This is a genomic window from Streptococcus parasanguinis, from assembly GCF_047463195.1.
Classification (GTDB): domain Bacteria; phylum Bacillota; class Bacilli; order Lactobacillales; family Streptococcaceae; genus Streptococcus; species Streptococcus parasanguinis_R.
The window spans coordinates 14,179-25,619 of sequence record NZ_JASHEI010000012.1 but is presented as its reverse complement, the minus strand read 5'-3'; the positions used below and the strand labels follow the sequence as shown (position 1 = coordinate 25,619).

At 40.1% G+C, this 11,441-nt stretch carries 13 protein-coding genes; 1 reads left to right on the top strand and 12 read right to left on the bottom strand.

Annotated elements, in window-relative coordinates; genetic code table 11:
• Positions 1–3: 3 nt before the first annotated feature.
• The 8 genes from QM870_RS09540 to QM870_RS09505 form a co-directional block, all read right to left on the bottom strand.
• Positions 4–1,608: a virulence protein gene (locus QM870_RS09540; RefSeq protein WP_070674400.1), complete on the bottom strand. Its 1,605-nt coding sequence runs from the start codon at positions 1,606–1,608 to the stop codon at positions 4–6.
• Positions 1,599–1,961: a hypothetical protein gene (locus tag QM870_RS09535; RefSeq protein WP_070674397.1), complete on the bottom strand. Its 363-nt coding sequence runs from the start codon at positions 1,959–1,961 to the stop codon at positions 1,599–1,601. Before QM870_RS09535 ends, QM870_RS09540 begins: the two co-directional genes overlap by 10 nt.
• Complete coding sequence (locus tag QM870_RS09530; RefSeq protein WP_049475332.1) at positions 1,949–2,227, bottom strand: hypothetical protein; 279 nt, start codon at positions 2,225–2,227, stop codon at positions 1,949–1,951. The genes QM870_RS09535 and QM870_RS09530 overlap by 13 nt, the downstream gene beginning before the upstream one ends.
• A gap of 181 nt (positions 2,228–2,408) precedes the next feature.
• Positions 2,409–3,623, bottom strand: coding sequence for an ABC transporter permease (locus QM870_RS09525; protein WP_371586079.1), 1,215 nt, complete (start codon positions 3,621–3,623; stop codon positions 2,409–2,411).
• Positions 3,620–4,513 (bottom strand): ABC transporter ATP-binding protein, encoded by an 894-nt coding sequence (locus QM870_RS09520; protein WP_214259848.1) that lies wholly within the window; start codon positions 4,511–4,513, stop codon positions 3,620–3,622. Before QM870_RS09520 ends, QM870_RS09525 begins: the two co-directional genes overlap by 4 nt.
• An 11-nt stretch (positions 4,514–4,524) precedes the next feature.
• Positions 4,525–5,322: a DUF3169 family protein gene (locus QM870_RS09515; RefSeq protein WP_049491060.1), complete on the bottom strand. Its 798-nt coding sequence runs from the start codon at positions 5,320–5,322 to the stop codon at positions 4,525–4,527.
• Between the two features lie 2 nt (positions 5,323–5,324).
• A complete protein-coding gene (locus QM870_RS09510) occupies positions 5,325–5,534 on the bottom strand; it encodes a helix-turn-helix transcriptional regulator (RefSeq protein WP_023918610.1) in 210 nt (69 codons plus the stop codon).
• A 12-nt stretch (positions 5,535–5,546) separates the two neighbouring features.
• A complete protein-coding gene (locus tag QM870_RS09505; RefSeq protein ID WP_049491061.1) occupies positions 5,547–5,855 on the bottom strand; it encodes a hypothetical protein in 309 nt (102 codons plus the stop codon).
• 403 nt (positions 5,856–6,258) lie between these two features.
• Here QM870_RS09505 and QM870_RS09500 point away from each other — a divergent pair, with 403 nt between their 5' ends.
• Positions 6,259–6,402: a FeoB-associated Cys-rich membrane protein gene (locus tag QM870_RS09500; protein ID WP_080980940.1), complete on the top strand. Its 144-nt coding sequence runs from the start codon at positions 6,259–6,261 to the stop codon at positions 6,400–6,402.
• Between the two features lie 77 nt (positions 6,403–6,479).
• Here QM870_RS09500 and QM870_RS09495 read toward each other — a convergent pair whose 3' ends face one another.
• The 4 genes from QM870_RS09495 to QM870_RS09480 form a co-directional block, all read right to left on the bottom strand.
• The gene (locus QM870_RS09495) at positions 6,480–7,454 is read right to left on the bottom strand and encodes a hypothetical protein (protein ID WP_201088051.1); all 975 of its coding nucleotides are present in this window, start codon (positions 7,452–7,454) and stop codon (positions 6,480–6,482) included.
• Between the two features lie 2 nt (positions 7,455–7,456).
• The gene (locus QM870_RS09490; RefSeq protein ID WP_201088052.1) at positions 7,457–8,269 is read right to left on the bottom strand and encodes a hypothetical protein; all 813 of its coding nucleotides are present in this window, start codon (positions 8,267–8,269) and stop codon (positions 7,457–7,459) included.
• A gap of 168 nt (positions 8,270–8,437) precedes the next feature.
• Positions 8,438–10,843 carry a phenylalanine--tRNA ligase subunit beta gene (gene pheT / locus QM870_RS09485; RefSeq protein WP_414369390.1) on the bottom strand — a complete coding sequence of 802 codons (2,406 nt, stop codon included), beginning with the start codon at positions 10,841–10,843 and terminating at the stop codon, positions 8,438–8,440.
• Between the two features lie 67 nt (positions 10,844–10,910).
• The gene (locus QM870_RS09480) at positions 10,911–11,441 is read right to left on the bottom strand and encodes a GNAT family N-acetyltransferase (protein ID WP_414369389.1); all 531 of its coding nucleotides are present in this window, start codon (positions 11,439–11,441) and stop codon (positions 10,911–10,913) included.

Here is an 11,441-nt window from a genome sequence, read left to right as displayed (position 1 = left end):
TCCTTATTGCGTTAAGTATTTAAAAGCTTTCCACATATTTTTGATAACTTCTTCTTTAGCTCCTTTTCCAAGTCCTTTTAGTTCAGAATGTTTGCTTACCCAGTCTACAATATCCTGCCTACTTGAAATCCTTGAAACCTCGATATCTATGTCGAGGCCATAACCCGATTTCCCACTTCCCGATTGAACTTGGATTTTCCCACTATCTGGCTCCGCATCAACTCGAATATTATCGACTTTTTTACCTTTAACTCGTCCAGAAACCTTTTTCCCAAAAGTCTTACTCGTCGGTTTATTTGCCTGCCAGCTATCGTAGTTGCTAGAATAATTAACTTGAATTTCAGCGTTTGCGCTACCTGTTTTACTAATAGCGGATCCTACAGATACTACCCCACTAAATATGAGTGCGTTGCCTGCATCTAAAGCAACCTCTGCTGCAGTTGTTCCAGCAATAAAGCTTGCCCCACCTGTCTCAGGAGCTAAAGCTAAACCTCCAGTTTCTGCTGCTACGCTAGCAAAGTCAAGTAGTAAACCTGATAACATCTGACTAACTCCACCCCAAAATTCAGCAGAATTAGCTTCAAAATTTTCTTGAAGAAGTTCTTGATATTTTTCGTTGATCAATCTCGTAGAAGCACTATCATACTTCCCATTTTTTAGAACAGAAAAGTTATCATCTTTTTGATAATGTCGATCTTTATAAGCACTATTATCAAAAATTTCAATTAAATTCCCTTCATTGTCAATTTTTAGAGTATGGTTATAATCATCAATTATTTTTTTCCACTGTGACCGATCATGTCCTTTTAAGCGTTTTTTTAACTCTTCCCGATAATAGGTATCACCATCATCTGATAATAACATATCTCTCGACGCTTGATTTAAAGTCCTTGTTAAGGCATCCTGATAGTCTCTTTTAGCGTAGGAAACAACTTTTGTTTGTTTCATTTTGTCAAACCAAGTCATGTCTACACCATCCGCATAGTAATTTCCGTTGCTATCAACTATAATTTGACTTAGTTGTCCTGCTCCTTCAATCGCTAAATTAAGAATTTCAAGGCTGTCTGAAAAATACTGATTGACTTGCTCAACAAACCACTCTAATTTTTCAATTTTTTCTTCAAGATCTTTGATTTGCATCCGTGTTTTATCAGCCAATTCATGAAGTACTCTATTTTCTGATAAATTTTGATCCAGATTTGCAGTAAGAAATGCTCCTACACGATTGAAAAAATCCTCATTCTTTCTGATCAGATCTTGATACTTTGAAAGCTGTTTTTCCCAACTCTGTTTTTGTGTCTTCAAATCATCTAAATCTAATTCTCCATATTTTGATACAACTGCATCTGCGTTTTTGTATGAATTTAATTCAATCTGAATATCGTCGATCGCTTCTTGTAATTTTTTGATACATGGGATAATAATATTCCCAAATAAATTTTTCCCTGCCTCATATGCAGCACCTTGAAGTATTCCTGCTTCGATTTCTGCAATTAAATGATCACTTCCACTAGTAAGTTTTTCTGTAATCTGAGTAGCAATTTGAATATTACTGCTCATAGCTTCAATCAAAGCAGCAGATTCTGATGAACTGTATCTCACTCCCACGGCAAACTATTCCTTTCTCTTATCAATTTTTCTCTCTGAATGTCTAAGTTTTTTAAAACATTCCGAAACTCTTCACTGACACCATCCATCTGTCTAACCACAAAATTTCTTGCAATTAAATCCATTTCATTCTTTTCTTGAAAAAATAAGATATTTTGAGATGAAATAGACAACTTTTCTTCTGCTTCTCGTGTGATCAACGAAAGATCTTCTAAAAATTCATCTAAACTTTGTTGATACTCAAGACTTAAATTTAAAATAAGATCTTCTTGTCGCTCTGTTTTCACAATTTCTTGGAATAGTTTATCTCGCTTATTTTTATTAACATCCTCCATCATGGTTAGCTTTCCCATCTTTGAGCCTGTTCTACATCACGTTTTTCAAGCACAGCGGCAATTTGAGGAAATTTATTAGCTTGAATTAGAACAGCTTCACTAAATTTACCCACAGCTTGAAGTAAGTGATTATTTACTTCTTTTCCCTTCTCCATACCTGCAATACCAGCAGAATAACTAAACTCTACTTGTTTATTCTCATTTTGTGATACATCAACACCAGTCAACTCACCAATAGCCGCTTGCGCATCAATTGGGCTGGATTTTATTTGGAGTTTATCCATATATTCACCCTCAAATCTTATTATTCCCCTCCATCATATCATAATTTGAAGAAAAATACTCTTTCTTCCATGAAAAAACATACTAAATTTTCTGTAATTTATTAATAGTTAGAGACAAATCTTTCAAAAAATTGTAACCTCCATTCAAAAAGCCCTCAGCAATAACTGAGGGCTTGTTTGATTAGCGATAGCTGAGAGCACGTTTGATGGTCTTCCATGGTCCGAGGTCATCGGTCTGGAGGATCAGGCTCGCGTAGATTCGAGCAATAAGCACTGTTCCCACGATGGTAAAGAGGACCGCAATTCCCAATGAAGCCCAAGATTCAAGACCAGTCGCATAGCCATTGATGGTACGGAAAGGCATGAAGAAGGTTGAGATGAAAGGAATGTAGGAACCGATCTTCAATAAGAAGACATCACCGGCACTTCCCAAGGTGGTTACCCCAAGGAAGCTAAAGATAACTAACATCATTAGTGGCGAAATCGCTTTTCCTGAATCTTCAGGTCGTGCAACTGTTGAGCCTAAGAAGGCAGAGAGCACCACATACATAAAGATCCCAAGGATAATGAAGAAGACGGTATTGAGCGAGATTGACTCTGCTAGGTGTTGGGTAATCGGAGAGTTTGGAGCGAGAATATCCTTGACAACTGGGATATCTGCTCTAAAGATCCAAACAGCTACTAAACCAATCACATAGACAAAAATATGGGTAAAGATCACACCGAAGAGTCCGAGCATGCGCGCGAAGAAATAGTCGGTTGCTTTGATACTAGAGAAGACCACTTCCATGATCTTGGTTCCCTTTTCACTGGCCACTTCTTGGGCTGTGATACTCGAGTAGAAGATCAAAATCATATAAAGCAACATTCCTAGACCACCTGCAACCATGGTTTGCACCATTTTCAAGCCTTCTTTTTTCTCATCAATTTTTTCTTTGAGAGAAACCTGTTGAGACAAGGCCGTCAGTTGCTCTTTGCTTAGATTGGCACGCGCTAGATTGATTCCTTGTTGGACTTGGCTTAATTTCGCAGCGACAAGCGATTTCAAATCTGTTTTCATGGCTTGGTCGCCTACATAAGTGGCTTCTAGCTGGCCATCTTTTTCATCGACTGTTAGGTAAGCAGCTGCTTTCTCATCCTTGATGGCTTTTTTAGCTGCAGCTTCATCCTTGTAGTCCAAGGTCAAGCCATCAGTTCCTTTGAGACTTTCTTTGACAGCTGGAACTTCTGTCACCAAGGCCACCTGGTTTTTGGCATCTGTAGAAGAACCTGTCAGATAACCGATTCCAATGCTCAATCCTAAAAAGAGGAAGGGACCGAAGACCATGAAGAGGAAACTCCATGATTTCACTTGTCTGATATAGGTTTCTTTCATTACGACAAACATCTGTTTCATACTTCTACTCCTGATTCAAGTTTAAAGATCTCATCAATAGTTGGGGCTTGGTGGTCAAAGGTCGCAAGGTAGTGGCCCTTGGTCAAGCGGTCAAATAATTCTGGACCAGCTGATGCATCATCCAAGATCAACTTCCAAGTCCCTTGCTTGGTCATGCTGACCTTGGTCACGTGTGGCAGAGCTTCTAGCTCTTCTTTGCTAAAGTCGTTAGAGACAAAGAGTCGGGTCTTGCCATAGCTATTCCGGACCTCTTGGACTGGCCCTGAAAGGACAACCGAACCATCACGGATCATTAGGATATCATCACACAACTCTTCGACATTGGTCATGACGTGGTCAGAAAAGATAATGGTCGCCCCACGCTCTTTTTCTTCAAAGATGACCTGCTTGAGCACTTCTGTATTGACTGGATCCAAGCCGCTAAAGGGTTCATCTAAAATGATCAATTTAGGCTCATGGATCAAGGTGATGATCAATTGCACCTTCTGTTGGTTCCCTTTTGAGAGACTCTTGATTTTATCGGTCAATTTCCCCTTCACTTGGAGTTTTTCCATCCAGGTCGGTAATTTTTCCTTGACCTCGGCGGTACTCATTCCTTTCAAAGCAGCCAAATAGCGGACCTGCTCAAAAATCGTAAGTTTTGGCATAAGACTGCGCTCTTCAGGCAAATAGCCAATTTCCTTGTAAGTCTCTTGTGTAATGGGTTTGCCACCTAGGCGAATCTCGCCGCTGTAGTCCAAAAAGCGCAGGATGCTGTGGAAAATAGTTGTTTTCCCGGCACCATTTTTCCCAACTAAGCCAAGGATATGCCCTTGTTGAGCTGTCAGATCTACTCCGAAGAGAACCTGCTTATTCCCAAAGCTTTTTTCTAAATTTCTAATTTCTAACATGGATGACTCCTTTACTCTTTATAATAACGTTTGGTAATCTTGTATTGTGAGACCAAGATATAGAGATAAATCAGTGATACCACTACTAATGCTAACAAGATATCTGTATGGAAAGCAATGCCAACTAAGAATATCGCAATTAAGGAAATCGGTAAGATATAATTGCTTAACTTAATGATAATTTCATAGTTTTCCTCGTAGCTAATCTGCTTTTCTGCTTCATCCATCATACTCATCATAAATTCACGCACTTCCTTGGCATTGGCATTGCGGGGAATCGGTTTTCCATAAATCAGATGGAAGGTCTTGCGAAAGAAGATATCCGATAGGAAAAATAGGGCAATCAAGACAAGAAAGAGATAGAGCATGGTAAAGTCTCCAAAGATAAAAGCCATGTCCCCAGCGCCAGGTCTATCTAAGTCGACCAATTGACTATAAAAAATGACGAATAAAAAGTAGGGCAAGATCATGATGCCTTTAAAAATGGTCGCTAAGCCATATAGTTTTTTCTTTTGAATGTCATAGTGATAGGCTTCATCATCGTCTTCTATTTGGAGCATCTTTTGATGGACTTTTCTCGCGCACATCAGTAAGGTTATCGTGAGTATAAATGCGACTAAGAATAAAACTGCTGAGCCCAAAAGGAGTACTTCTTTACTAAAGAAGGATTGGATTTCTAGGGGCTTTTCGTATCCAAACATTTCTGTCAAAAATCCGATAACTCCTCCGATCAAGCCGGAAACTGTAATGATACCTACATTTCTCCAAAAACGGTAACGAGGGGTTCGTTCTTGTTGTTGCTTTTTCATTGTTATTCCTCTTCCTCCACTAGACTAAAGACATTTTCCACAGGTTCCTTGAAAATCTGGGCGATGGTGATGGCAATGATAACCGAAGGGGTGTATTCACCCCGCTCCAAGAGACTGATAGACTGGCGCGAGACCCCTGCTAGCTTGGCTAGTTCTGATTGGTTGAGCCCATCACGCGCCCTCAGCTCTTTCAATCGATTTTTTAAGATCATGGCTTTCGCCTCCTATAGCTGAACATCTTGAATATCTTCGATGCGAACTAATTTGGTTTCTCTTTGTTGTTTATTATTCACACGAGTCAGTTTGACCCAATCTTCATCAATATCCAAAATTTCATACTCGGCTCCAAAACCATCTACAGTAACAGTGACCGTTTGGCCTTTCAATTCTTCTAGAAGTCTAGACATGTCTTGATTTCCTTTCACTTGTTTTTCTAATCGTCTAATGCGTTTGTTCAACCTTTTTATCTTCTTTTCTGAGCTTGCATAAATGATAACCAGAAAAGGGATAAATAGAATCCATATGGCTCCCATAAGAAAACCTCTCCTTCTTTCAACTAAAAACATTGTAACACTTCTTTTTCTTTTTGACAAGTATTTTTGTCAAAAAAATAAAAATATTTGTCAAAAATAGCAGGATGGTTGACATAGATATTTTGAGGTAAGAAATAAAAGGCCCGCATTTGCGCACCTTTTGACGATCCTTTTCTCCCTGCTATGAATCTGAAAAGATTTCAATAGTAAGAAATATAACTTTGGTTACTACAAGATAATCTTACACGTGTTTAATCTCGATGAAGTCTAAACTAGTAGGACTGGGCTAGCTCAGATCATTTTCATCATCCTTGTTCCCTGCATCTTCCACAAGCCACAGCAAAGTAATGATCAACTCATCAGCTTAAAAAACTTATCCACCACTCATATCTAGGAGGTTTTCATGTCAACCATTATCATTGCCATCATTTTATTTGGGCTCGCCTTTCTAGGATTTCGCCATTATCTCAAGGGAAAAGGATCCTGCGGAGACTGCGAGTGTTCCTGTCCCATCAAAGACGAGATGCATCAATCGCATCGGCATTAGTAAAGAATGGGTGTGTACCAGAAATCAGAAAAGCAAAAAACCATTGGTCAATTGAACCAATGGTTTTTATTTACTCATTACTCTTGAATCGCATTCATATCCAATTGATGAGGTGGCTTTATTTCCTGTACCTTATTAAAATCACGGTATCCAAACTCAAAATGGTCCTCATTAGTAATACTTTGGTCTTTTTTAGAATCCTTTATTTTCGTATAAATAACAATTCTTGCTTCGCTTGGAGTCACTTCAACTTTAGTTTCTGACTTTTCCTTCTTAGCGACAAGCTCGATTTCTAGTTTGATTGATTGAATATCATTATTTTCATTTGAGTACAACTTACTTTCAATCATCGTCTGGATTAACTCATTGAATAAAGGAATATTCTTTTTAGCATCACCTTTATATTTTAGATATAGATAACCATTATCTTCAGTCATACTAAATTTATCCTTATAAGCCTCGTAGAGTTTCAGATAAACATCACTTCTACCAATCTCAGGTTCTTTGTAATCAGTTGCTTTTTTCCATTTCCATTTCCAAGGTCCCTTTTGAAAAAGATCCTGTGAATACTCTCCCAAGTATACCGTCCCTCTCCCAGGTGAATAAACGACATATTCACTTGGAACTACAAATGGTTTTCCAATTCTAAGTTCATTTTCTTTGACTTTTTCAGGATCCTCCTCGTCATTCTTTCCTGTAGCGTATATTTCACGCAATGTCAGAGTATCAAATTGAATTTTACCTTCACGATACACAATTTCATTGCGGGATTGGTCTGCTGGCTTAGAAATAGAACCCGCAATATACTTTCTATAGAATCCACTAGAATATTCTGTACTCTTTGCTTCTCGCAAACTCTGGATATATTGGTCTACTACAGAGCTTGCTTCTCCCTCATTTGTTTTTGACGGCCCCTGTTGTGGATGCTTACTTGCTACAGCTCTTGCTTGCTCTTCCTTTAGACTTGAAGTTGTTTTCTGTTGACAGGCAACAAGGGGCAAGCAAAGAGCTATCGCACATATCATCAGAAATTTTTTTCTTTTATTTTGCATGATTATGATCCTTTTTCATTGTTTAAATCGAAATGTTCAGTATTTTGTTCAAAATCTTCAGGTTCTTCTACCCTCACACCAGTGTTTTGGTTAGAATAGGTGATCTTACTCGTTAAATCCATGGTTTTCTTTGCAGTTTCGCCATGAGAGGTATATGTGATTGATAAGGGTTTAAAACTATCCTTAGAAACTGAAAGAGCAACCTTGAAATATCCTTTTACCTTTGTGTCGGCAAACCCATAAAAAGCTGTAGTTCCTCCTAGGAAAATTGGTCTACTGATACTAATCATATTTTTTACATCATCTGTTTGATAATAAAGTACATAAGCATCCTTTTTTTCCGTAACCGTCATTTTCTTTTTATTCTTTTGATAGTATCGAATTGCATCTTGGAAGATTCCTATACCTGCATCATATTCACGAATACTATATCCAGTCCTCCATATTGAATCACCTGCTTTTTTATAAAAGGGAACCGAAGATTGCCAATATATTTCTTGTGTACCCTCTGCTGAAGTATAAATTCCACGGACATAATCCGGCCTCAATTCAAATGAACCATCAAAGCTTGTCTTAACAGTGGCATTTTTCTCCTCTCCCTCTTCCGGCTCATTTACAACCTTTACTACTTCATCTTCCATATGGATTTTGCCATTTTTCAAGTGTTCAAAAGCTTCCAGCCCCTTGTCAATGATTTGTTCTTGACTTAGTTCCTTTGAATCTTCTTTCTTTCGACTTGCCTCCTGACATCCGATTAGGCTAGCCACTGCTAACAAACCAACAAGTGATAGGATAGGTTTTCTCATATTTAGCATCCCCATTCTCCTTCCTTTTTTCAGTAAATCTACTAAATGTTTATTCTTCTATTATAAACCATCCTATAACATTTGTAAATCTTTTCACAAACTTGTAAGAAGATTGTAATTTTTAAAATACAAAACAAAAACAGCTGAGAACATGTCTCAACTGTCTTGAACTACATCTTAACGCACTTCTGCATTGACTTTTTCTTCAAGTGAAGCTTGGATTTTTTCCATGTAGCGTGCGACTTCTTCATCTGTCAAGCTATCTTCTGGATTTTGGAAGGTCAAGCTGTAGGCCATAGACTTCATGCCAAGTCCTAGTTTTTCACCTGAGAAAACGTCAAAGAGTTTGATATCTGTTAAGCGTTTCACGCCAGCAGCTTGAATCGCATCAACCACTTCTTGGTGGGTCACTTCTGCTTTGAGGAGAAGGGCGATATCACGGCTCACAGCTGGGAATTTGGTGATTTCCACAAAGGCTGCGGCTGGTTGAAGAGCTGCTTCAATAGCAGATAAGTTCAATTCTGCCACATAGGTTTCTGGAATGTCATAAGCCTTAGCTGTTACAGGGTGGACTTGTCCCAAGACCCCAATCACCTGGTCACCAAGTGAGAGCAAGGCTGTACGTCCTGGGTGGAGACTCTTGATTTCCTGTGTTGCTGTATAAGTCACTTCAAGACCCAAGCGAGTAAAGAGGACTTCCAAGATTCCCTTGGCATAGAAGAAGTCAACTGGAACAGCTGGAGTTTGGAAGTCTTTTTCAGCAACTAAGCCAGTCAAAGCAAAGGCAAAGCTATTGATTTCGTTTGGCAAGTCTTCTTTTGGATTACCTGTCTGTTCAAAGACTTTTCCGATCTCATAGAGGGCCAAATCTTTGTTCTTACGAGCGACATTATAAGCTACAGTATCCAAGATTCCTGAGATCATATTTTGACGGAGGACCGAACGATCCACAGTCATTGGCCACATGAGCTCCGTTAAGTTGCTTGGTGCAGTCGTGAACTCCACTGCTTTTTCAGGAGTTGTCAGTGCATAAGTAATGATTTCAGTCAATCCAGCCCCTTCAGCGATAGTCCGAACTTGGCGACGCAATTTTTGAGTCGCTGTCAATTCACCTGCTGTCCCGTCATCTTTTGGAAGGGTTGCTGGTAATTTGTCATAACCATAAATTCGAGCAATTTCTTCAAAGAGGTCCGCTTCGATAGTGATGTCCCAACGGCGACGAGGAACGCTGACTGTGAAGCTTTCTGCATTTCCAGAAAGGCCAAAACCAAGACGACGGAAGACATCTTCGACATCCGCGTAGGAAAGTTCTGTTCCAAGGACACGGTTAACGTCTGCAAGAGTAGAAGAAACTTCTACATCAGAAGTGTCTAACTGGCCTGCTGAAACGATGCCCTTACGTACGGTTGCACCAGCCAATTCAGCAATCATACTTGCTGCGGCATCAAGGGCTTCATTAACAGTTGCCACATTGATGCCTTTTTCAAAGCGAGAAGATGATTCAGAGCGTAGGTTGAGGCGACCACTAGTCTTACGGATCGATTTGCCATTGAAAACAGCCGCTTCAAGAACTACACGAGTAGACTTTTCAGAGATTTCTGTAGCCTCTCCCCCCATGACACCTGCAAGGGCAACAGGTTTGTCAGCAACCGTAATCACGAGGTCACTTGTTTCCAACTCACGCTCTTCCCCATCCAAGGTCACTAATTTCTCACCTGCACGCGCTTCACGTACTCGGATATCATTTCCTTCAAAGGTATCCAAGTCAAAGGCATGCATGGGCTGACCAAAGTAAAGCAAGATATAGTTGGTCACGTCAACCACATTATTGATGGGACGGATGCCTTCATTCATGAGGAGGTTTTGCAACCATTGTGGACTTGGTGCGATGGTCACATTGTCCAAGATACGAGCTGCATAATAAGGAGCCTTGTCTGTGTCAATGCTGACAGAAAGAGCATCTGCTGCAGCTTGGTCTGTTTCGGTCAAGGTAAATTCTTTGAAGTTGACTGCCTTGTCATAGATAGCTGCTACTTCGTAAGCTACCCCACGCATCGAAAGAGCGTCTGCACGGTTTGGAGTGATGGAAAGTTCGATAATTTCATCATCCAAGTCTAGGTAAGAGAAGACTTCTTCTCCTGGAACAGCATCCTCTGGCAAGATTTGGATCCCATCTGCAAATTCTTTCGGTACAACGGAGTCAGAAATGCCCAACTCACCAAGTGAACAGATCATCCCAAGGGATTCCAAACCACGGATTTTCCCTTTTTTAATCTTGTAGTTATCTGCGATGCGAGCACCTGGAAGAGCCACCATCACCTTGATGCCTGCTCGCACATTTGGTGCTCCACAGACGATTTGACGCGCTTCTTCTTCACCCACATTAACTTGGCAGACATGAAGGTGTGTCTCTGGCACATCTTCACAAGACAAGACTTCTCCGACGACAATTTTTGAGAGACCATCAGCAGGCGATTCCACACCTTCTACTTCGATCCCTGTAGTTGACATTTTTTCAGCCAACTCTTCTGATGGCACATCCACGTCCACCAATTGTTTTAACCATTTATATGATACTAACATTATTCTGATCGTAAGATCCCACTAGGTGAGATCTTCTCAATTCCTTTCTCTCAATTTGGACCCACAATTAAGCTTGCGGATTCTCCTTCAAATGCTTGCGCAACAACCAGTCTGTATCCACGGTATCTCCGGTGATATACTGGTGTTCACTAAATCGTTCAAATCCAAAGCGGTAGTAAAAATCTTGCGCCTTAAAGTTGCGTTCCCATACACCTAGCCAAGCCCACTCAAAGCCACGACTCTTGGCTTGATCCAGCGCAAAGGTAAACATTTCCTTGCCGAAACCAGCCCCTTGACATTCCTTCTTGACATAGATCCGTTGGATCTCAAAGGACTTATCCATCTCTACTGGCTCGGTCTGCGCCTGACCCCAGTTGATCTTGAGAAAACCACAGATTTTTTGATCTTCATTGAGGACAAAATAGGTTTCAGATTCTGGATCTAGCAGATCCTTCTCGATTTGCTCCAAAGAGAGCACAGTAGAGAAGTAATCTTCCAAATCTTCCTCAACAATATAGGGACCAAAGGTATCCCGATAGGTTTCCACTTCTAGGTCACGTAAGGTCTCTAATTGATCGATTTTTACTCTAACTAACAT